This window comes from Micromonospora inaquosa, assembly GCF_003857055.1.
Classification (GTDB): domain Bacteria; phylum Actinomycetota; class Actinomycetes; order Mycobacteriales; family Micromonosporaceae; genus Micromonospora; species Micromonospora inaquosa.
The window spans coordinates 1-21357 of record NZ_QGSZ01000192.1 but is presented as its reverse complement, the minus strand read 5'-3'; the positions used below and the strand labels follow the sequence as shown (position 1 = coordinate 21357).

18 protein-coding genes and 1 pseudogene are annotated in these 21357 nt (G+C 72.1%); 13 read left to right on the top strand and 6 right to left on the bottom strand.

Annotation, left to right across the window (positions count from 1 at the left end; translation table 11 throughout):
- Positions 1 to 9 precede the first annotated feature (9 nt).
- Positions 10 to 600 (bottom strand): hypothetical protein, encoded by a 591-nt coding sequence (locus DLJ59_RS12710; RefSeq protein WP_124772714.1) that lies wholly within the window; start codon positions 598 to 600, stop codon positions 10 to 12.
- Between the two features lie 195 nt (positions 601 to 795).
- Here DLJ59_RS12710 and DLJ59_RS38275 point away from each other — a divergent pair.
- The 7 genes and pseudogenes from DLJ59_RS38275 to DLJ59_RS12680 all read left to right on the top strand — a co-directional run.
- A pseudogene (locus DLJ59_RS38275) lies at positions 796 to 1998 on the top strand (serine/threonine-protein kinase); the annotation flags it as partial.
- Positions 1999 to 2391: 393 nt separating this feature from the next.
- Entirely contained in the window at positions 2392 to 3069 is a 678-nt protein-coding gene (locus DLJ59_RS38270; protein ID WP_425271416.1) for an RICIN domain-containing protein, read from the top strand.
- Positions 3070 to 3142: 73 nt separating this feature from the next.
- Positions 3143 to 4555, top strand: coding sequence for an FAD-dependent oxidoreductase (locus DLJ59_RS12700; RefSeq protein WP_208648659.1), 1413 nt, complete (start codon positions 3143 to 3145; stop codon positions 4553 to 4555).
- 87 nt (positions 4556 to 4642) lie between these two features.
- Entirely contained in the window at positions 4643 to 6832 is a 2190-nt protein-coding gene (locus tag DLJ59_RS37885; protein ID WP_158630828.1) for an FUSC family protein, read from the top strand.
- Positions 6833 to 6910: 78 nt separating this feature from the next.
- Positions 6911 to 7519, top strand: a complete 609-nt coding sequence (locus tag DLJ59_RS12690; protein ID WP_124772711.1) for a permease-like cell division protein FtsX — start codon at positions 6911 to 6913, stop codon at positions 7517 to 7519.
- Complete coding sequence (locus DLJ59_RS12685; RefSeq protein ID WP_124772710.1) at positions 7519 to 8055, top strand: SigE family RNA polymerase sigma factor; 537 nt, start codon at positions 7519 to 7521, stop codon at positions 8053 to 8055. Before DLJ59_RS12690 ends, DLJ59_RS12685 begins: the two co-directional genes overlap by 1 nt.
- Positions 8056 to 8116: 61 nt before the next feature.
- Positions 8117 to 9154, top strand: coding sequence for an aminotransferase class V-fold PLP-dependent enzyme (locus DLJ59_RS12680; RefSeq protein ID WP_124772709.1), 1038 nt, complete (start codon positions 8117 to 8119; stop codon positions 9152 to 9154).
- Between the two features lie 64 nt (positions 9155 to 9218).
- On the opposite strand, the gene DLJ59_RS12675 is transcribed toward DLJ59_RS12680, so the two are convergent.
- Complete coding sequence (locus tag DLJ59_RS12675; RefSeq protein ID WP_124772708.1) at positions 9219 to 10391, bottom strand: acyl-CoA dehydrogenase family protein; 1173 nt, start codon at positions 10389 to 10391, stop codon at positions 9219 to 9221.
- 118 nt (positions 10392 to 10509) lie between these two features.
- On the opposite strand from DLJ59_RS12675, the gene DLJ59_RS12670 reads away from it, so the two are divergent.
- The 3 genes from DLJ59_RS12670 (at position 10510) to DLJ59_RS12660 (ending at position 13898) form a co-directional block, all read left to right on the top strand.
- Positions 10510 to 11166, top strand: a complete 657-nt coding sequence (locus DLJ59_RS12670; RefSeq protein ID WP_124772707.1) for a TetR/AcrR family transcriptional regulator C-terminal domain-containing protein — start codon at positions 10510 to 10512, stop codon at positions 11164 to 11166.
- An 81-nt stretch (positions 11167 to 11247) separates the two neighbouring features.
- On the top strand, positions 11248 to 12705 hold the full coding sequence (locus tag DLJ59_RS12665) for an aldehyde dehydrogenase family protein (protein WP_124772706.1): 1458 nt from the start codon (positions 11248 to 11250) through the stop codon (positions 12703 to 12705).
- Positions 12702 to 13898 carry an alcohol dehydrogenase catalytic domain-containing protein gene (locus DLJ59_RS12660; protein WP_244235987.1) on the top strand — a complete coding sequence of 399 codons (1197 nt, stop codon included), beginning with the start codon at positions 12702 to 12704 and terminating at the stop codon, positions 13896 to 13898. The genes DLJ59_RS12665 and DLJ59_RS12660 overlap by 4 nt, the downstream gene beginning before the upstream one ends.
- Before the next feature lie 108 nt (positions 13899 to 14006).
- Here the strand turns inward: DLJ59_RS12660 and DLJ59_RS12655 are convergent, their stop codons facing one another.
- Together DLJ59_RS12655 and DLJ59_RS12650 are read right to left on the bottom strand one after the other, a co-directional pair.
- A complete protein-coding gene (locus DLJ59_RS12655; protein ID WP_244235986.1) occupies positions 14007 to 14294 on the bottom strand; it encodes a hypothetical protein in 288 nt (95 codons plus the stop codon).
- A gap of 166 nt (positions 14295 to 14460) precedes the next feature.
- On the bottom strand, positions 14461 to 15318 hold the full coding sequence (locus DLJ59_RS12650; protein ID WP_124772705.1) for an SPFH domain-containing protein: 858 nt from the start codon (positions 15316 to 15318) through the stop codon (positions 14461 to 14463).
- A 232-nt stretch (positions 15319 to 15550) separates the two neighbouring features.
- On the opposite strand from DLJ59_RS12650, the gene DLJ59_RS12645 reads away from it, so the two are divergent.
- The 3 genes from DLJ59_RS12645 to DLJ59_RS12635 all read left to right on the top strand — a co-directional run bounded on the left by DLJ59_RS12645 (position 15551) and on the right by DLJ59_RS12635 (position 18495).
- A complete protein-coding gene (locus DLJ59_RS12645; protein WP_244235985.1) occupies positions 15551 to 16222 on the top strand; it encodes a transcriptional regulator in 672 nt (223 codons plus the stop codon).
- Between the two features lie 84 nt (positions 16223 to 16306).
- Positions 16307 to 17875 carry an MFS transporter gene (locus tag DLJ59_RS12640; protein ID WP_124772704.1) on the top strand — a complete coding sequence of 523 codons (1569 nt, stop codon included), beginning with the start codon at positions 16307 to 16309 and terminating at the stop codon, positions 17873 to 17875.
- 11 nt (positions 17876 to 17886) lie between these two features.
- Complete coding sequence (locus DLJ59_RS12635; protein WP_124772703.1) at positions 17887 to 18495, top strand: TetR/AcrR family transcriptional regulator; 609 nt, start codon at positions 17887 to 17889, stop codon at positions 18493 to 18495.
- 36 nt (positions 18496 to 18531) lie between these two features.
- Here the strand turns inward: DLJ59_RS12635 and DLJ59_RS12630 are convergent, their stop codons facing one another.
- Entirely contained in the window at positions 18532 to 20451 is a 1920-nt protein-coding gene (locus tag DLJ59_RS12630; RefSeq protein ID WP_124772702.1) for a helix-turn-helix domain-containing protein, read from the bottom strand.
- A 14-nt stretch (positions 20452 to 20465) separates the two neighbouring features.
- On the bottom strand, positions 20466 to 21248 hold the full coding sequence (locus DLJ59_RS12625; protein WP_124772701.1) for a 3-hydroxybutyrate dehydrogenase: 783 nt from the start codon (positions 21246 to 21248) through the stop codon (positions 20466 to 20468).
- Between the last annotated feature and the right edge of the window lie 109 nt (positions 21249 to 21357).

Genomic DNA, 21357 nt, shown 5'->3' with positions numbered 1-21357 from the left:
GTGTGGAGGTTAGGGGGTTTGGGTGTTGTCGCACGGGGTGCCGATGCCGAGGGTGACGTGGTCGGTCTGACCGTTCGACGTCACGATGAGCGGCACGCAGGCGGCCTGCGCGACCCAGGTGCCGCCGACGAAGGCCACCCACTGAGCCGACCCATCCTCCGGCGGGCAGGCGTGCACCTGCACGGTCGCCGAGGGCGTGCCGCCCCACCCGATCCGGGCCCGGTCCGCCCAGCCCGGTGCCACCCGCAGGTCGGCGACCCTGCCGGCGCGGACCACGAGCCCCCATTTGGCGAACAGTCGCGCCGCCGGATCGGGCTCCCCGGAATCATGCACCGACATCACGCGGGCGTCGGGCACCGCCACGTCCATCCCTACCAACCGGTAGCCGGCGGGCAGTGCCGGCAGCGCTTCGACCGATGGCGTGCACGCCGGCCCATCAGTGCTGGCACCGGTGGACGGCGCTGCTCGGTTGGTCGGTGCCGTGGCGGGCCCGCGCGAGTCACCTGCCGCAGTGCAGGCGGACAGGAGGAACGCCAGGCACAGGAAGCCCCACCCTGCCGCGGCGCGTCCGGTCCGGCGTTGCGCAGAATTCGAATTCATTCGATATTCATAGCAGGTTGCCGATATACGCGTTGGTAACATTGCGGTGGGCGACAGTGCTCGTTCCTCATGATGGAGTTATGTCGAAATGAACGATCGGTCAGCAGTCGATCTTGCATGTGACATATCCAACTGTCGCTTTTCCACCTGCCACGAAAAATTGGGTACGTAAACTTGGCCAGGTACCTTCCTGGCGTGCCAGACGCCTCTCGACAGTTGATTGCCGATCGCTATCGGCTGGTCCGTCCGCTCGGTCAGGGCGGGATGGGCCGCGTGTGGCAGGCCCGCGACGAAATGCTCCAGCGCGACGTCGCCATCAAGGAATTGGTGGCACCGCCCGGCCTGCGCGACGACGAACGCCGGGAGATGCGCGAACGGTCCATGCGCGAGGCGCGGGCCGTCGCCCGCCTGGGCCACCCCAATGTGGTACGCGTCTTCGACGTGCTGAACTCGGGCGGCGACCCCTGGATCGTGATGGAGCTCGTGCCGTCCCGGTCCCTGCAGCAGGTGCTGGAAGCCGAGGGGGCGATGCCGGCCGACCGGGCTGCTCGGATCGGGCTGGGCATCCTGGGCGCGCTGCGGGCCGCCCACCGCGCCGGTGTGCTGCACCGGGACGTCAAGCCGGCCAACGTGCTGCTCGCCGACGACGGCAGGGTGGTGCTTACCGACTTCGGTCTGGCCACCCTCCCCGGTGACCCACGGATGACCCAGACCGGGATGGTGCTCGGCTCGCCGGCGTTTCTCGCGCCCGAGCGGGCCACCGACGGCGACGTGGGGCCGGCGGCAGACCTCTGGTCGCTCGGCGCCACCCTCTACGCGGCGGTCGAGGGACGCACTCCATACCACCGCTCGTCTCCGCTCGCCACGCTGGCAGCCCTCGCCACCGAACCGCCACCGCCGGCGCAACGAGCCGGTCGGCTGACCCCGCTCCTGGAAGGACTGCTGCGCCGGGAACCGGATCAGCGGATCAACGCCGAGGAGGCGGATCGGCTCCTGCGCCAGGCCGCCACCCCGGATGTGCCAGCCATCCAGCTGAGCGGCACCGGCGCCGGACCGCTAAACCAGATCATCACCGCCGCCGACCTGCCCCGGCCGCCGATCGTGCCCGAGTTCGTCACCGCCGAACCCGGTCCGCCCGTGTCGCCGGCTGACCCCGCCGCATCGATCGTCCCTCCCGCGCCGGCTGACTCTGCCGCGCCGGCTGGTCCCGCTGCGCCGACCGTCCCTGCCGCGCCGGCTGGCCTTGCCGCGCCGGCTGGTCCTGCCGCGTCGCCGGCTGCTCCGGCCGTGCCGGGGTCCGAGCCGGGCCGCAGGCGTCGGACGCGACTGATCGGGTCGATCGCGGCCGCCGCGCTGCTGGTCGTCCTGCTGGTGGCCGCGTCCCTGCTCAAGGGTGGGCTGTTCGGTGCCGCGGGTGACGGAGAAGTGGCGGGGCCGCCCGTGAACCCGTCGCCGATCGCCGAGACGCCGGTGTCCAGGGTGCTGCCACCGGCCCCGGCGGGTTGGCGCTACTACCGTGACGATCCGCGTTTCCTCGTACCCGTGCCGGACGGCTGGCAGGCCCGAGGCGACGGTGAGCGTGCCGTGTTCCGCGAGCCGGACGGCAGCCGGGTGCTCGTCGTGGACGAACTCCGGTCCGTCCCCGCGGACCTGGTCGGGGAGCTGCGGGCGCGGGAGACGGCGCAACGCGGGCGGTACGCCAAGTATCGGCAGGTCCGGCTCGACGCGCTGCGCTACCAGCAGCGGGCCGCGGAGTGGGCGTGGACGTACACCGACAAGGACGGCACGCCGATGCACACGTCGAGCCGGATGTTCGTCGGCCACAACGGGCACGCGTACTCGATCGACTGGACCACCTCGGCCGCCGAATGGTCCGCGAGCGCCGCCGTCCTCGCGCTGATCACTGGTGGTTTCCAGGGCCTACCGGTAGCGGTTGCCCCGCCGTCCCGATCCGCCAGCGCGCCACCGTCGGCCAGCGTGGGGCCGCCGTCGCCGGGGACGGGCAGCGGTACGACGACAGCTCCCGGGAATCAGGCACAGCCGCCGTCTGCTCCGCCACCGTCTCCGACGAAGGCCAGTACGCCCGCCGGCAAGCAGATCTCCAGCTTCGCCAGTGACCGCTGCATCGACATCCCCGACGGCAACGCCTACGCCGGCGCGCGACTGCAGATCTGGGACTGTCGACGGACCGCGAAGCAACTGTGGACCTTCCCGTCGGACGGCACTGTCCGTTCGATGGGGATGTGCCTGGATGTGGCCGGTCACTCCACTCAGGACGGGGCGGACGTCATCCTGGCCGAATGCTCCGGCGCGTCGTCGCAGAGGTTCACCCTCAACAAGGCGTACGACCTGGTGAACACCAAGGCGGACAGGTGCGTCGACGTGGTCGACTCGAACCCGGACAACGGCACCCGGTTGCAGATCTGGCAGTGCACCGGCAACGCCAACCAGAAGTGGCGGTCCAGCTGAGCGCTGACGGCGTGGGCTGCGGTGGTTACGGTCGTGGATGTCGACCTTTCCCGACCGTCCGAGGAGTGATCGCATGCCCCCCTCTCCGTCCCGGCTCTTCGCGGAGATAGCGACGGCCGAACGACCGGCCGAGACCAGAGTGATCATGCGACGTGCGGTGGTGCTCGGCGGAAGCATGGCCGGGTTGCTGGCGGCCCGGGTGTTGAGCGACCACGCCGAGGAAGTGCTGGTCATCGAACGGGATCCGTCCGATGTCGACGCCGGGCCACGGCCCGGGGTGCCCCAGGGCAGTCAGGTGCACGCGCTGCTGCCCGCCGGTCAGGTCCAGCTGGAGCGCTGGTTTCCCGGCATCGCCGACGAGGCGCTCGCGCTCGGCGCCCCGCCGCCACCGCACGACCCGGGCACGGCGAAGGTCTTCGTGAACGGCATGTTGGGTCTGCCGCCCGCGACGACCGGCACCGGGCCGGCGCTGATCACCACGCGTCCGTTCCTGGAGGCGCTGGTCCGGCGGCGCACCCTCGCCGTCGACAACATCCGAATGGTGTACGGCCGGGCGGAAGGCCTGCTCTTCGACGAGCGGCGGGTCACCGGCGCCCGGTACCTGCCCGAGGGCGGCACCGATCCCGTCGTCGAAGCGGCGGACCTGGTGGTCGACGCGATGGGGCGGTCCAGCCGGTTGAGCGACTGGCTGGCCGGGCACGGGTGGCCGCGTCCGCCGATGCAGCGTATGCCGATCAAGCTGAACTACGCCACGGCGCTCTTCAAGCGCGACGAGAAGGTCAGCGACGCCTGGGTGGCGGTCTTCCACACCATGGCGGGCAAGGGGCGTACCGCCCGCATCGGTGGGATCAACTCGGTGGAGGGGGACCGCTGGATCATGCTGGTGGCCGGCTACGACGGGGACCGGCCCAGCCGCGACGTCGCCGACTTCACCGCACGCTGCCGCGAGCACTACCCGCAGGTGTTCGGTGACATCGCCGAACACGGGGAGATGCTCGGCGAGGTGGTCACGTACCACCAGGCCGACAGCCGACGCCGCGACTTCCACAAGCTCGACCGCCTGCCCGCCGGGCTGGTCGCCGCCGGCGACGCGGTCGCGTCCTTCAACCCGGTGTACGGCCAGGGCATGACCTCCGCGGCGCTGCACGCCTCCTGCCTGTCGAAGTACCTGCGGTCCGTTCCGAAGCCGCACGACGAGCCCGTGCGGGCGTACTTCGACCAGGTCCGGGTGGTGGTCGACGCCGCCTGGCAGATCTCCACCACCGCCGACATCGAGCTGCCGCACGTCGACGGGCCGTACCCGCCCGGCTACAAGGTCACCAAGTGGTTCGGGGATCTGCTCTTCCAGGCGTCGCTGACCGACCCGGTGCTCAACGCCCGGCTGGGTCGGGTCACCACCATGCTCGACCACCCGGCCGCCCTGAGCCGTCCCGGCACCCTGTTCCGGGCCCTCCGGCTCGGTCTGCTCGGCAGCTCCCGGCGGTGATTCGTCGGCAAACCCGCAGTCCGCGCAGGGGCGCGGTGGAGAATGGTGGGCCGGGGAGGGGTGCTGCGACGAACCGGGGGAGCGGTCGTGCTCGGAACCAGCCTCCTTGGCCGGCTTCGCCGCCGTGACCCGGGTGACGCCATCCTGCGACGCGCGGCCCGGCTGACGCTCGTCGCGTCCGTCGTCTTCTTCGGCTGCCGGTACGGCGCGGGCAGTTCGACGCTCGCCACCTACGGGTTGTTCGGCACGATCGCCGCCGGGTCGTTCGCGCAGTTGCCTGGTCCGGCCCGGCGGCGGGCGCGGATCCTCGTGCAGTCCCTGCCGGTGGTGTGGGCGCTGATCGCGGTGGGCTCGCTCCTGGCGTGGAGCACCTGGGCGGCTGCCGGCGGCATGCTGGTCGTCGGGTTCGTGGTGGCGTTCGCCGGGGTCGGCAACCCGCGCCTGGTGGGGTTGGCGAGCGCGTTCCAGCTCTTCTACATCCTGGCGTCGTTCCCGCCGTACCAGCCGGGCACCCTGCCGGAGCGACTCGGCGGGGTGACGCTCGCCGTCGCGCTGCTCGCCGCGGCCGAGGTGTTCCTCTGGCCCGACCCGGTGCCGGTCTCCTACCGGCAGCGCCTCGCCGAGGCGGCGGACGGTATCGCCGCCTTCCTCGACGCCACCGCCGGACGGTTGACCGACCCGCACGCGGCGGCGGTGGACCGGGACACCCGGCGCGAGCGGGCGCACGACGCGGTGACGGCGATCGAGTTGAACCGCAGCCCGCCGGCGTCGGCGCCCACCGCGGCGGGTGCCCAGGACCGGGCGTTGCGGATCTGCGCGGCCGCGCTACGCGAGGTGCTCGCCGAGGCGGACCGGCTGGCGGCGGACGCCCCGGCGGAGCCGATCCCGGACCTGGCGGCGGCGCGTCTGCTGAGCTCCTGCGCGGACACGACCCGCGCCGCCGGCCGGAGCTTGTCGCCGGGTGCGCCGGCGGTGGCCGCCGCCGACCTGGACGGGGCGGTCGGACGAGCCGAGGCGGCGTACCCCGTGGGAGCGGGCAACGCCCGCGACGCGCCGGACGTACCCCGGTTGTGCCGGGACGCGACCGCGCTGGCCCTCGCGGACCAGGTGCGGGTCTTCGCCGTCGGTTGCCGGGTGGCCACCGGGGCGCGGCTCGTCGGCGACGACGCCTCCTCGGGGTTGTTCGAGTACGCCCGGCACAGCCCGTGGACGCTGTACTGGTGGCAGTTCCGCTCCCACCTGGCACCGCGCTCGGCCCACCTGCACAGCTCGCTGCGGCTGGCCGTGGCGCTCGCCATCGCCCGGGTGGCCGCCGGAGTGTTGCAGTTGACCCACGGCTTCTGGGTGCTGCTGGCCACCCTCACCGTCCTGCGTACGTCGGCTGCCGACACCCGCACCGCGCTGCGGCCGGCCGTGCTGGGCACGATCGTCGGTGCGGTCGTCAGCGGCGGGGTGATGCTCCTCGTCGATGAGCTGATCGTCTACGCCATCGTCCTGCCGGTCACCATGCTGTTGGCCTTCGGCGTTGGTCGTCTGCTCGGTCCGGTGTGGCAGCAGGCGCTGTTCACCGTGCTGCTGACTGTGGTCTTCGCCCAGCTCGGCCCGGAAGGGTGGCGGCTCGCCGAGGCCCGCCTCGTCGACGTGCTGCTCGGTACGGTGATCGGCGTGCTCGCCGGGGTGGCGATGTGGCCGCGTGGCGCGGGCCACGACCTGCGGTACAACGCCGCCCGCTATCTGGCGGCCAACGCGGACGCGGTCGATCAGACGGTCCAGGCGGTGCTCGGTGCTGTTCCGCCACCCGAGGGCGCCCTCGACCGGGTTCGCCGCCGGATGGTCCTGATCGACTCGTCGTACTGCCAGTACCACTCCGAACGGCACGATCCACACCGCCAGCAGCTGAACTGGGATGCTGTCCTGAGCGCCGGACACCACGTCCTGCCCGGCGCGGAGTCGCTGCTGCGCCGCAACCCGCCCGGCTGCCTCGCCGGCTGGCCCGAGGCGGCGGCCCTGCTGCGGGACTCCGCCGGCCGCCTACGCTCGGCGTACGACACCCTCGCCGAGGAGGCCACCCACGGTGGGACAGCGGCTCGGCCGCCGGTCTCGACCAGATGCGTCGACCAGCTGGACCGGATCCGTCCGCTCCTCGGCGAGGCCGACCTCGAGTCGGTACGGCACCTGGTGGAGGTCGACCGGTGGCTCGCGGGCCTCGCCGACAGCCTCACCCGGATCTCCCCGCCCGCCGCCGACGAGTTGGTCGGGCACCGCCGGAAGCCGTGAGGCCGCCGTCGATGTGACCGATCCGGTGCGCCAGCCAGTCAACACAGGTGGAAGCCCACCGGGGCCACGGGAGGAATCATGGATCAGAACCTTCGGGTGCTCTTCGACCGCGCTGTCGCCGACGAGCCCGAACTACCCCTTGTCGACCTGGCCGGCGACGCGATCGCCGCCGGCGCCGGTCTGCGTCGACGCCGACAACGGCTGGTGGCGACCGGTGTTGCCACCGTGATCGCCGTCGCGACGGTGGGGGCGGTGAACGTGGTGACACCGCCGCAACGGTCGGTGCCGCCACCAACGGTGTCGGCGGGGTTCGGCCTGGTCGTGAACAGGGCGTGCCAGGCCCCCGCTGAGGAGACCGCGACCGACGCCGCCGTCTATCTCGACAACGAGATCACCGACCAGCAGCGCAGCGCGGTCAATCGCGCACTGGACGCGGACCCGGCGGTCGGGACCGTGGTGTTCCAGAGCCGCGAAGAGGCCTTGGAGAAGTTCAAGAAGTTGTACGCGGACGAACCTGAACTCGTCGACAACATCAAGCCCAGCCAACTGCCGGAGTCTTTCCGGATCACGCTCGTCGTGCGGTCCCAGTACGCGGAACTGGCTGAGCGCGTCAAACGCACGCCCGGGGTCGACGAGGTGCTTGGCATCGACTGTCCGGCCGGCACGAGTGCGTCGGCGGTCGACTGATGGCATCTGCTCGCTGGGGCGCGGCTCGACGGCGTGAGCAGACCACCCAGCAGACGGAGTTCACCGCGTTCGTCGAGACCAACGCACCGAGGTTGCGACGTACCGCCTACCTGATGTGTCGCGACTGGCACCTCGCCCAGGACCTGACCCAGACGACCTTCGCGAAGATGTACGCGAACTGGGGCAGGATCCGCTGCGCCGCGAACCTCGAGGCGTACAGCCGTCGGGTCCTCATGAACTCCGTCTTCGACCAGAACAAGCGGCGCAGCGCCGCCGAGGTCGTGCTCGCCGAGCTGCCGGAGGGGTCGCCGCAACTGCCCGACGACACCACGGAGCTGCACATCGCCCTGCTCCAGGCGTTGGCCACCCTGCCGATCCGCGACCAGGCCATCGTGGTGCTCCGGCACTGGGAGGATCAGAGCGTCGAGGCGGTCGCCAGCACCCTCGACGTCTCCGTGTCGGTGGTCAAGACCCAGAACGCCCGCGCGTTGACCAAGCTGCGGGCGTTGCTCGGTCAGGACTTCGTCCGGATCTGACAGGCCGCCGGTCGCCGATTGGCAGTGCCCGTCGCGCCCCGCTCGGCCTAGCGTCGAGGGCATGGAGATCGAGCAGGCGCAGAAGCTGTGGCAGCCGGAGCCGGGTTGGTTGAACACCGCCAGCTACGGGTTGCCGCCGGAGCCCGCGTGGGCGGCGGTGCAGGAGGCCCTTGCCGCCTGGCGGGTTGGTAGTGCGTCGTGGGAGGGCTGGGGCGAGTCGACGCACCGGGCTCGGGTGGCCGTCGCCGGCCTCCTTGGTGTGCCGGTCGGTGACGTGGCGGTGGGCGCGGCCGTGTCCCAGCTCCTCGCGCCGGTCGCGGCGGCGCTGCCGGCCGGTGCCACGGTGGTGGTCCCCGAGGTCGAGTTCACCTCGAATCTCTTCCCCTGGCTGGTCCAGGAGGAGCGTGGCGTCAGGGTCCGCACGGTGCCGTTGGAGTCGCTGGTCGACGCGATCGACGCCGACACCGACCTGGTCGCGTTCAGCCTGGTGCAGTCGGCCGATGGGGCGGTCGCCGCGTACGACGAGATCGTGGCCGCGGCCCGCGCGCACGACGCGCTGGTGGCGGTGGACGCGACCCAGGCGTGCGGTTGGCTGGCGTTCGACGGCAGCCGTGCCGATGTGGTGGCGGTGGGCGGCTACAAGTGGCTGATGAATCCGCGGGGGACGGCGTACGCCTATCTGGCCCCGGCCCTGCGCGAGCGGCTGCGTCCCGACGCCGCCGGCTGGTACGCGGGCCGCGACCCGCACGCCTCCTACTACGGTCCGCCGCTGCGGCTCGCCGACGACGCCCGCCGGTTCGACATCTCCCCGGCCTGGTTCAGCTGGGTCGGCGCGGCGCCCGCCCTGGAGGTGGTCGCCGAGATCGGCGTGGCGGAGATCGGGGCGCACAACGTGGCGCTGGCCAACCGGTTCCTGACCGGGCTGGGCCGTCCACCGGGGGTGAGCGCCATCGTCAGCGTGGACGTGCCCGACGCGCAGCAGCGCCTCGCGGCGGCTGGTATCCGGGCGGCGGTGCGCGCCGGTCGGGTCCGGGCCTCCTTCCACGTCTACTCCACGGAGGCCGACGTGGATGCCGCGCTGACGGCGTTGACCGGCTGAATGCGACGCCGGGGGCGGCCGGGCGTAACCCCGGCCGCTTCCCGGCGGCGTCAGACCTCCCGGCTCAGGCCAGGTGGCCGCCGATCTTCGTGTAGCCGCGCAGCAGGTCCCGCGAGATGATCAGCCGCTGCATCTCGTCGGTGCCCTCGAAGATCCGGTAGAGCCGAACCTGCCGGTACCAGCGTTCGATCGGCAGCTCTCGGGTGTAGCCCATCCCGCCGTGGATCTGGAGCACCCGGTCGACCACCCGGTTGACCATGCCGGCGCCGTAGAGCTTGCCCATCGACGAGGCGTGCCGGGGGTCCAGGCCCGCGTCGACAGTCCACGCGGAGCGCAGCACCAGCCAGCGGGCCGCCTCCAGCTCGGTCTCCGAGTCGGCGATCATCCACTGGATGGCCTGGTTGGCGCCGATCTTGGTGCCGAAGGTCTCCCGGGTGTTGGCGTAGTCGATGGCCATCTGCAACACCCGCTCGGCGATGCCGATGGCGTGCGACGGGATGGTGTACCGCCCCTTGCCGATCCATTCCATGCCGAGCGTGAAGCCCTGCCCGATCTCGCCGAGGATGTTGCGGTGCGGTACGCGTACGCCGTCGAAGATGAGCGACGCAGGCCCGCCCTCGCCCATGGTCTGGATGAACTCGGAGCGCCAGCCCATCGACCGGTCCACCAGGAACGCGGTGGCGCCGCCGTTGCGGGCGCCCTTCTCCCGGTCGGTCACCGCGACGACGATGGCGAAGTCGGCGTCGTGACCGCCGGTGATGAACGTCTTCTCGCCGTCGAGGATCCAGTCGTCGCCGTCGCGGCGGGCGGACAGCCGGATGTTGGCCGCGTCCGATCCGGCGCCCGGTTCGGTGATCGCGAAGCAGGAGCGCCGCTCGCCCTCGATGGTCGGGATGAGGAACTCCCGCTTCTGCTCCTCGGTGGCGTGGAACAGGATGTTGTCCGCCTCGCCGCCGAAGCGGAACGGCACGAAAGTGCGGCCCAGCTCGGTCCAGATCAACGACTGGAGTACGGCCGGCAGGTTCATCCCGCCGTACTCTTCCGGGGTGGCCAGGCCCCAGAAGCCGAACTTGCGCGCCTTGAGTTGCAGTTCGCGCACCTCGGAGTGGTCCAGGCCCGGCTGGTGCGCCCGTTCCCGGCGGAGCACCTCCGCCTCCAGGGGCATCACCTCGCGGGTTATGAACGCGCGCACGGTGTCCCGGACGGCGCGTTCCTCGTCGGACAGTGCGAAGTCCACGGTTCCCCCTCGGTCGACGTGGTGGTGCGCCGCTGCGTGCCGCAGCGGTCATTCCTAAACTAGCGGTGTAAGTTTTCATTCGTCCAGACCCCACGGCCCGAGACCCGCGAGGAGCGCAGTGCCCCGACCCCGCCAGCCCCGGCTCACCCGGCAGCTGATCGTCGAGAGCGCCACCGCGCTCATCGACGCCGAGGGCCTGCCCGCCTTCTCCACCCGTCGGCTCGCCGCCGAACTGGGCGTACGCGGACCGTCGCTCTACAACCACTTCGCCACCAAGGACGAGATTCTCGACGCGGTCGCCGACACTGTCACCGGTGCCGTCGACACCAGCGGCTTCGCCAGCCGGGACTGGCTCGCCGCGTTGCGGGACTGGGCCTGGTCGTACCGGCGGGCGCTCACCGCGCACCCGAACATCGTGCCGTACCTGGCACAGGGGCCGGGTCGTCGACCGGCCGCGCTGGCCATGGCCGACGCGGTCTACGGCGGCCTGGTCCGGGCCGGCTGGCCGCCGGCCCGCGCCACCCACATCGGCGCGGCGCTGCGGTACTTCGTGGCCGGCTCGGCGCTCGGTTCGTTCGCCCGCGGGTTCGTCGAGGACCCGGAGCTGTACGCGGCGCACTACCCGCACCTGCGTCAGGCGCACCGGCTCGCCGAGCACCAGCAGAGCGTGGACGAGGGCGCGTTCGCGCTCGGCCTGGACGCCCTGCTGCACGGGCTGGCCGCCGAGTACACCCGCACCGTCGACCCGGTGGAGTCCGCCCGGCCCACCGGGTAGCGTCCAAACTCCCAGCGCTAGTTTCATCGCCCATCGCGACCCCCGTCGCCATCGCCCATCGCCCACCCCCGAAGGGACGACATGGACCTCGCCGCCGCCCCGCCGTCGCAGTTGCCCGACTCCCTGCGCCTCCGGCGCCACCTGCACGTCGGTGGGGAGTGGACGTCGCCCGCCGACGCCGACCTGATCGACGTGGAGAACCCGAGCACCGGGGAGCTGATCGGGCAGGTGCCGGCCGGCACCCCGGCCGACGTGGACCGCGCCGTGGCCGCGGCCCGGGCCGCGTTCCCCGGCTGGTCGGCCGCCACTCCCGCCGAGCGCTCCGGTCACCTCGACCGGCTGCACACGGCGCTCGCCGCCCGCGCCGACGACCTCGCCCGCACCATCGCCGGGGAGCTGGGCTCGCCGCTCAAGCTCGCCACCCGGGTGCAGGTCGGGCTCCCGTTGACAGTGCTGCGCGACCACGTCGCGCTCGCCGCCCGCGAGCCGGTCGAGGAGCACATCGGCAACTCCCTCGTCGTCCGCGAGCCGATCGGCGTGATCGGCGCGATCACCCCGTGGAACTACCCGCTGCACCAGGTGATGGCGAAGCTCGCCCCCGCGCTGGCCGCCGGCTGCACCGTGGTGCTCAAGCCCAGCGAGCTGACCCCGTTGACCGCCTACCTGCTCTTCGACGCGGTCACCGAAGCCGGTCTGCCGCCGGGGGTGCTCAACCTGGTCCCCGGCACCGGGCCGGTGGTCGGCGAAGCTCTCGCCGGGCACCCCGACGTCGACCTGGTCTCGTTCACCGGCTCCACCGCCACCGGCGCGCGGATCATGCGGCTCGCCGCCGACCGGATCGCCCGGGTCGCGCTGGAGCTGGGCGGCAAGTCGGCCAACGTGATCCTCCCCGACGCCGACCTGGCCACCGCCGTGAAGGTGGGCGTCGGCAACGCGTTGCTCAACTCCGGGCAGACGTGCACCGCGTGGACCAGGATGCTGGTGCACCGCGACCGGTACGACGAAGCCCTCCAGCTGATCGCCACGGCGGTGGCCGGCTACCGACTCGGCGACCCGTTCGACCCGGCGACCCGGCTCGGCCCGCTGGTCTCCGCCACCCAGGTCGAGCGGGTACGCGGCCACATCGACCGGGCCCTCGCCGACGGCGCCCGGCTGATCGCCGGCGGGCCCGACGCCCCGGTGCCGGCCCGGGGGCACTTCGTCGCCCCGACCGTCTTCGCCGACGTGCACCCCGACAGCGCGCTCGCCCAGCAGGAGGTCTTCGGGCCGGTGCTCGCCCTCATCCCGTTCGCCGACACCGACGAGGCGGTCGCCATCGCCAACAACTCCACGTACGGGCTGGCCGGCGCGGTCTGGTCCGCCGACACCGACGCGGCGCTGGCGGTGGCCCGGCGGCTGCGTACCGGCGCTGTCGACATCAACGGTGCCCCGTTCAACCCGCTCGCCCCGTTCGGCGGCTACAAGCAGTCCGGCCTGGGCCGGGAGTTGGGCGTGCACGGGCTGGCCGAGTTCTGCGAGCTGAAGGCGATCCAGCGATGACCGACCCCGAGCTGTCCCCGGCCGCGCCCGCAGGCCGGCCCGAGCTGTCCCCGGCCGCGCCCGCAGGCCGGCCCGAGCTGTCCCCGGCCGTGCCGGGCGGCGGCACCGCGCCGGTCACCGTTCGCGCGCTGGTCGCGCGCGGCTCGGGTGCCGAGCTGCGGGTCGAGCGGGTACGCCTCCCCGCCCCCGGCCCCGGCGAGGTGCGGGTGACGATCAGGGCGGCCGGTGTCTGTCACTCCGACCTGTCCATGGTCAACGGCACCCTCGCCGCGAGGTTCCCGCTGGTGCTCGGGCACGAGGCGACCGGCGTGGTGGCCGAGACCGGTCCGGGCGTGGAGCTGTCCGTCGGCACCCCGGTGGTGCTCAACTGGGCGCCGGCATGCCGGGCCTGCTGGTGGTGCCGGCGCGGCGAGCAGTGGCTGTGCGCCGACACCACCGCCCCGACCGTGCCGCGCGGCGAGACCGACGACGGTGTACCGCTGCACCTGACCCTCGGCCTCGGCGCGCTCGCCGAGGCGGTGGTGGTGCCCGAGCGTGCCGTCATTCCGATCCCCGCCGGGCTGCCGCCCGAACAGGCCGCGCTGCTCGGCTGCGCGGTGCTCACCGGCGTCGGCGCGGTCCGGAACACCGCCCGGGTGACGCCCGGCGAGTCGGTGGCGGTCGTCGGGCTCGGTGGGGTCGGGCTCGCCGTGCTCAGCGCGGCCCGCCGGGCCGGTGCCACGACAATCCTGGCCGTCGACGTCGCGGAGGCGAAGCGGGACCTGGCGTTCGCCGCCGGCGCGACCGACTTCCTGCTCTCCGACGACCGGCTCTCCAAGGAGGTGCGGGCGCGCACCGAGAGCCGGGGCGTCGACCACGCCTTCGAGTGCGTCGGCCGCGCCGCCACCATCCGCGCCGCCTGGCGGCTCACCCGACGTGGGGGAGCGGTGACAGTGGTCGGCATGGGCGCGAAGGACGACATGGTCAGCCTCGGCGCGCTGGACATCTTCCACTCCGCGCGCACGCTGCGCTCCTCTGTGTACGGCTCGTCCGATCCGGACCGGGAGGTGCCGGTGCTGGCTGCCGAACTCGCCGAAGGCGCATTGGATCTGGGTGTGCTGGTCAGCGGAACGATCCCGTTGGACGAGGCGCCCGTGGCGTTCGACCGGCTGGCGCGAGGTGAGGGCGCTCGCTGGGTGGTCACCCTGGACTGACGCCCGTCACAGCCGATCGCCGGGGTGACTGGCGTGCGTGGTCAGGTCCCAGGGTCGACCCGGGAAGGGCCAACCCTGGGCACCCGGGAGACGTGGCCGGACGACCGATCAGAAGGGTGGGGCGTCCTCGCCCATCAGCGCCAGCACGACACCACCCTTGCCGCTCTTGAGGCCCTGGACCACGACCTTGCCGGTGCTGCCGTCGGGCAACTCCAAGGTGAAGGTCTTCCCGACCGCGTTCTTGGGGCCGTTGCCGGCGCTGTTCGCGGGTCGGAAGTCGCCTGCCCACGGCGCAATCCCACCCCTACGGGCTGGCTCGGCGAAGAGCGCGGCGGTGCCGGGGGTCCTGGTGCCGTCTGAGGAAAGGAGCACTGAGGCGCTGCGATAGGTAGCCATATGCGGCAAGGCTATCCCGGACCGCGCCTATTGGTGGCACCACAGCTAGTGGTAACGGCGATTTCGTCGACGTCCCACCCTGGCTGGGTGGATCAGTCGCCCCGCTGAGCCGAGCACCCGACGAGACGAGGCCGGCCCACCCGCGACGGGTGGGCCGGCCTCGTTGTCACTTGCCGGTGACGATGCCCGGGTTGATGCAGAGCCCGGGGTTGGCGCCGTTCTTCTCCGCGATCTCCAGGCAGCGGGTCACCTTGTCGACCTTCGCGTTGGTCTCGGTGATCTGCTTGGAGATCTCGGCGTTCTTGCGGTCCTGCTCCAGGTTGCGGGTCTGCGCGAGCTTGTCCTGGAACGCCTTGATGTTGCCCTCGGTCTTGTCGTCGTGGTTCACCCGGGTGATGGTCACCGAGAGGATGTCCACGTCGGTGGCGAGGCGGGTCTCCGCGCTGGTCTTGATGTTCGCGGCGAACGGCTTCAGGTCGACGTTGAGGTCACCGGTCTGGGCGTCGATCTTCTCCAGCGGGTTGTACGCGGCGAAGGCGTCGTTCACCGCGCTGTCGAGCTGCACGCCCACCCGCTGACCCCGGAAGCTGGCGAAGTCGCCCTTGTAGTCCATGAACTGCTTCGGCGCGTTCTCCGGCTTGACCTGCCATTCGACGAGCACCTCGACGCAGGCGTCGGCGAGGGTGCCGGTGCGCACGCGTACGCAGTTGTTGCCGCCGATGTGGTCGTACTTCTGCCGGCCCGCGTCCCACTCGCCGACCTTCTGCCAGGGCGCCACCCACTTCAGGCCCGACCCGGTCACCTCGCCGGTGGGCTTGCCGAAGCTGGTGACGATGCCGACCGAGCGGATGGGCACCGAGTGTGCGCTGGAGGCGATGCCGACCACCAGGGTGAGGGCGAGAAAGCCGAGCGCCGCGAGGGCGGCCATCCGCTTCAGCGGCCGGGCGGGAGCGACGAGGGCGACGACGGCGCTGACCGCCAGGGCGACGGCGAAGACGATCGCCATGGTGAAGCCGACGGGCATGGGGTGAGGACCTTCCGCTGGGCTGTGTGGATCATCAACCTAGGGGGTCTTGTCAACTCGACGGCGCGGGGGAGTGGAATTCGCGCACGTCACGCGCCGGTCGACGATGGTTTCCATCGACGCGGCTCGGCTCTGGGCGGCCCGCCGCCGCTGAATCCCGCGATGGTGCATCCGTCATGCGTCTGCTGGGCGTACCCCCGGGTAGAGGCCGTCTACTCGGGGGGTGCGTCTGGTGCTGACCGATCCGATGCCGGCGGAGGCCGTGGAGATCGCGCACAAACAGGTCTTGTTGGCGGCCGAGGATCTGGATGCCAACGCCGTCGCCGCGTTGCTGCTGGAGTTGACCGGGGCGTGGGGCGTGCCGGCGCTCTGGGAGCAGGTGTGCCGTCCGCTGCTGGCCCGGTTGCCGGGGCGTACCCCCGTCGAGGTCGTCATCGGGCATGCCCTCTTCGAGGGTGTCCGGGTCGGGTTGGACGCGTACCGCCGGGAGCCGGGCCGGTCACTGCCCACCGGCGGGGTGCTGCTGGCCGGTGCCGAGAAGGAGGCGCACAGCCTGGGTCTGCTCGCGCTCGCCGCCGCGTTGCGCGAGCAGGGCCGCGGCTGTCTGAATCTCGGCCCCGCGCTGCCCTGGTCCGCGCTCACCAGTGCGGTGTACCGGGCGCGCCCGCACACCGCCCTGCTCTGGTCGCAGACGCCGCTCACCGGCCGCGCGTACCGCCTGGTGCGCTTCGCCCGGGACTTCCCGCTCCTTCGGGTGTACGGCGCGGGGCCGGGCTGGATCGAGCCGCTCGGTGGGCCGGCGGTCCGGCTCGGCACGTTGAGCGACGCCGTCACCGCCTGCCTGGCTGTCGCGCCGGGGCGTGATGCCCACCACATACGATACGGATCGGTCCCGTATCGTTAATGCGCGTCGTAGGCTGACTCGCGTTACGAGTCTGACCCGTATCGTATTGCGTCGCGGGTGATCAGCGTGGGGGGAAAGCCAGGAATGGAACTGCAGAACAACACGGGACACCCGAGGCGGTGGGCGATCCTGGGGGTGCTGGTGATCAGCCTCCTCGTCGTCGTCCTCGACAACACGATCCTCAATGTCGCCCTGCGCACCCTGGCCGACCCGGTGCACGGCCTCGGCGCCAGCCAGGGCGAGTTGGAGTGGTCCATCAACTCCTACACCCTCGTCTTCGCCGGGCTGCTGTTCACCTTCGGGGTGCTCGGCGACCGCGCCGGACGCAAGCGCTTCCTGATGGTCGGTCTGCTGCTGTTCGGCCTGGCGTCGCTGCTCTCCGCGTACGCCCAGAGCCCCGGACAGCTCATCGCGGCCCGCGCCCTGATGGGGGTCGGCGGCGCGGCCATCATGCCGGTGACGCTCTCGATCATCTCCAACGTCTTCGACCCGCGCGAGCGTGGCCGGGCCATCGGGGTCTGGGCCGGCGCGGTCGGTCTCGCCGTGGCGATCGGCCCGATCCTCGGCGGCGCGCTGCTGGAGCACTTCTGGTGGGGTTCGGTCTTCCTGATCAACGTGCCGGTGGTCGTCGCCGGCGTGGTGCTGGTGGCGCTGCTGGTCCCCGAGTCGCGTGACCCACGGCCGGGCCGGATCGACGTGCTCGGCGTCCTGCTCTCCGTGGTCGGCCTGGTCGCCCTCTCCTACGGCATCATCGACGGCGGCGAGCACGGCTTCGGCCGCCCGCTGGCCTGGGGCTCGATCCTGGTCGGCATCGCGGTGCTGGCCTGGTTCGTGCAGCACGAGCGGCGCAGCGACCACCCGTCGCTGGACGTTCGACTGTTCAAGGTGCCCCGGTTCGCCGCGCCGGTCGCCATCGTCGGCCTGGTGTTCTTCGCCGCGATGGGCTCGATGTTCTTCGGCTCGTTCTACCTGCAACTCGTGCGGGACTACAGCCCGCTGCAGACCGGTCTGCTCTTCCTGCCCTTCGCCGGCGCCCAGCTGGTCTTCGCGCCGCGCAGCGCCGCGATGGTCCGACGCTACGGCGGTAAGGCCGTCGCCACCGTCGGGTTGGCGCTGACCGTGGTGTCGCTCGCCGCCTTCGTCTTCATCGGCGCCTCCACCCCGATCTGGATCGTGCTGCTCGTCTTCCTCATCCAGGGCGCCGGGATGGCCAACATCATGCCGCCGGCCACCGAGTCGATCATGTCGGCGCTCCCTCGGGAGAAGGCCGGCGTGGGCTCGGCGGTCAGCAACACCATCCGCCAGGTGGCCGGCGCGCTCGGCGTGGCCGTCCTCGGCTCGGTGCTCTCCGCGGTCTACCGCAGTGACATCGGTGACGCGCTGACCGGTCTGCCCACCCAGGCCCAGGACGCTGCCAACGAGTCGATCTCCGGGGCGTACGCGGCGGCGGGCCAGCTCGGCCCGGCGGCGCCGGGGCTGATCTCGGCGGCCAACGACGCCTTCGTCACCGCCATGCACTGGGCGGCCGGTCTCTCCGCGATCATCGCCGCGCTCGGGATCATCGTGGTGCTGCGCTGGATGCCGGGCAAGGAGGCCACGAGCGTCGCCCCGGTGACGCCGGTCGCCGAGCCCGAGTTGGCCGGCACGGCATAGGTACGGGAAGAATGTCGGACATGACGTCCACCGCCGATGCTCCGCGGTCGCCTGGGCGACCGCGGAGCATCCGCGCCGACGAGGCGATCATCGAGGCGACCCTCGACCTGCTCGCCGAGGGAAGCACCATCGAAGCCCTCTCGATCGAGGCGATCGCCGCCCGCGCCGGGGTCGGCAAGGCCACCATCTACCGCCGCTGGGCCGGCAAGGACGCGTTGCTGCTGGACGCGTTGCGCCGGCTCAAGGGTGTCATGGCTAAGCCGGCGGGCCACTCCGTCCGCGACGACCTGGTGCTCCTGGTCGGCGCGATCGGCAAGAACGTCGACCCGCGCGCGGCGAAGATCATGCCCTGTCTGGTGCCCGTGGTGAACCGCAGCGCGGACCAGTTCCAGCTCTACCAGAACATCATCTCGCCCCGGCGGAAGCTGATGCGCGAGGTGCTGCGGCGCGGCATCGACGAGGGCGTGCTCCGCGCCGACATCGACGTCGAGGTGACGATGGCGCTGCTCACCGGGCCGATGCTGATCCAGCGGGTGCTGCAGTGGAACCCGGACCTGGACGAGCAGACCCTGCCCGAACGGGTCGTCGACGCGGTGCTGGAGGGCATCCGGGCCCGCTGACGTCAGCGGGGTTCGTGCCGGCTGACCGGGTGTCGGTCAGCCGGCCGACGCCCGCAGGCGGTGCAGCCGCAGCGCGAGCTGCACCTCCAATGCCCGCTCGGGCCGCTGCCAGTCGACGCCGAGCAACTGCCCGACCCGCTCCAACCGCTGGGTCACCGTGTTGACGTGCACGTGCAGTTGTTCGGCGGCCCGGGCCAGGCTGCCACCCACCCCGAAGTACGCCTCCAGCGTCTTCACCAGCGCCGTGCCGCGCCGGGCGTCGTAGTCGAGCACCGGGCCGACGGTGGCGCTGAGGAACTCGGTCACGTCCTTCTCACCCCGGTCACCGACAGTGCCCAGCAACAACCCGACGAAGCCCAACTCCACGGTGCTCGCGCCCTGCCCGGCGCGGCCCAACGCGCCCAGTGCCGTCAGGCACCGGTCCGCCTCCTGGAACGTCCCCGCCAGCGCCGCCGGTGTGTTCGACGGGCCACTCGCCCCGGCGGTCACCGGTCGACCGGTCACCCGGGACAGGTCCCGGGCCACCGCGCGGGCGCTGCCGCCCGCGTCCAACCCCGGCAGCATCAGCACCACCCGGCCATCGCGGGCCGCGGCCAGTCCGCCCCGCGCCGAGGCGTACGTGGTGGCCCAGGAGAGCACCCGTTGCCGAGCCGAGCCGGTCGCGGCGATCGCGTCGTCGCCCACCGCCACCAGCACGTGCGGCGCGTCCAGGTCCACACCGAGCCGACGGGCCCGGCTGCGCAACGCGTCGGTGTCGCGCAGCGGGCGGGCGATCAGGTCGTCGAGCAACTCGCCACGCACCCGACCCTCCGCCTCCGCGACCGTCCGGCGGAACAGCAGCAACAGCGCGGTCACCAACGCGGCCCGCTCCAGGATGCGCTGGTCGGCGTCGACCAACTCGTCGTCCGGGCGCAGCACCAGGGCGCCCAGGTTCTCCGCGCCGGCCACCACGGCCGCGTACCAGAGTGGGCCCCGGCGTACGCTGCGCCCCTCGGTCCGGGACGCGGCCACCGCCTCGACGATGTCCGCGCGATCCGGCTCCTCGATCTCACCCACCCGGGCCAGCAGGCGGCCCTCGGCGTCCAACGCCAGCAGCGCGCCGCCCAGCACCTCGGTCACCGCCGCCGCCACGTCCTCCACACCGCCGCCGCGCAGCACCAGCGCGGTCATCCGGTCGTGCGCCGCCGCGGCCCGCTCCACCGAGCTGCTGTGCGCCCGGATGGTGGTGTTCGCCGCCGACAACTCGGCCAACGCCGAACGTGTCTCGGTCAGCAGCCGGGCGGTGTCGATCGCCACCGCGGCGTGCGCGGCCAGCGACACCAGCAGCGCCACCTCCTCCCGGACGAACGGCCGGGCCGAACGGTTGGCCGCGTAGAGCACCCCGATCGAGGTGGAGCCGAGCCGCAGCGGCACCCCGAGGATCGCCACCAGACCCTCCTCGCCCACCCCCGCGTCGATCTCGCCGGTGTGGTGGAAGCGGGCGTCCTCGCCGTAGTTGGCGGTGACGTACGGGGCGCCGGACTGGGCCACCAGGCCACCGAGACCGGCGCCCATCGGCAGGCGCAGCCGCTGGAAACGGGCCGAGACCGACCCGTCGGTCACCCGCATGTAGGTGTCGCCGCGTTCGTCGTCGTTGAGCGTCATGTACGCCACGTCCGCGCCGAGCAGATGACGGGCCCGGTGCACGATCGCCCGCAACACGTCGTCCAGGTCGCGCAGCCCGGCCAGGTCGCTGACCGTGTCGTACAGGCCGGACAGCTCGCTCTCCCGGCGGCGCCGGCGCTCCAGCAGCGCGCGGACCCGCAACGCCACCGACCTGGCCTGCTCCAGCTCGGCCAGCCGCTCCGGCGGCAGCCCGGCGGCCCGCGCGGCCACCAGCGGTCCCTCGAACTCGACCGCCGCGGCCTCTCGGGCGAGCAGCTCCAGGAACTCCACCGGCGATGACATGGTCGACATTGTGCTCAGCCCCACTAGTTGGCCGTCCAGCCCCCGTCGAGGGCGATCGACGCGCCGGTGATGAACGCGGCCGGCGGCGAGCAGAGGTACGCCAACAGTTCGGCCACCTCCTCCGGCTCGATCAACCGCTTGATCGCGGCCCGGGCCAGCATGATCTTCTCGACCACCTCGGCCTCGTTGATGCCGTGACTGGCCGCCTGGTCGGCGATCTGGCTCTCCACCAGGGCGGTGCGCACGTACGCCGGGTTGATGCAGTTGGCGGTGACCCCGTGCGCGGCGCCCTCCAGCGCGACCACCTTCGACAGCCCCTCCAGAGCGTGCTTGGCCGAGACGTAGGCAGCCTTGTACGGCGAGGCGCGCAACCCGTGCACCGAGGAGATGTTGATGATCCGTCCCCAGCCCCGGGCGTACATGTGCGGTAGCGCCCGGCGGATCAGCAGGAACGGCGCCTGCACCATCACCCGCTGGATGTAGTCGAAGCGCTCGACCGGGAAGTCCGGCAACGGTGCGACGTGCTGGAGCCCCGCGTTGTTCACCACGATGTCCACGTCCACGTCGAGGGAGTCCACCGCCGCGGCGTCGGACAGGTCGACGCCCTCGGCCCGGCCACCGGCCTCGGCGGCCACCGCCTTGGCCGCCTCCAGGTTGCGGTCCAGCACGAGCACCTTGGCGCCGGCCGCGCCCAGTCGCAGGGCACACGCCCGCCCGATGCCGCCGCCACCCCCGGTGACCAGGGCGGTCCGACCGGAGAGGTCGACCTGTACGACGTGGGGGACCGCCACGGGTTCTGCCGTCATGGCGCAAGAAGTTACGAGCTGTGTGCTCCTTGGCACATGGGTCGGCGACACATACTCCGGGCGGAAGCTGTGTGGCCCCGCCCGGAGTATGTGTCGCCGACCCATGTGC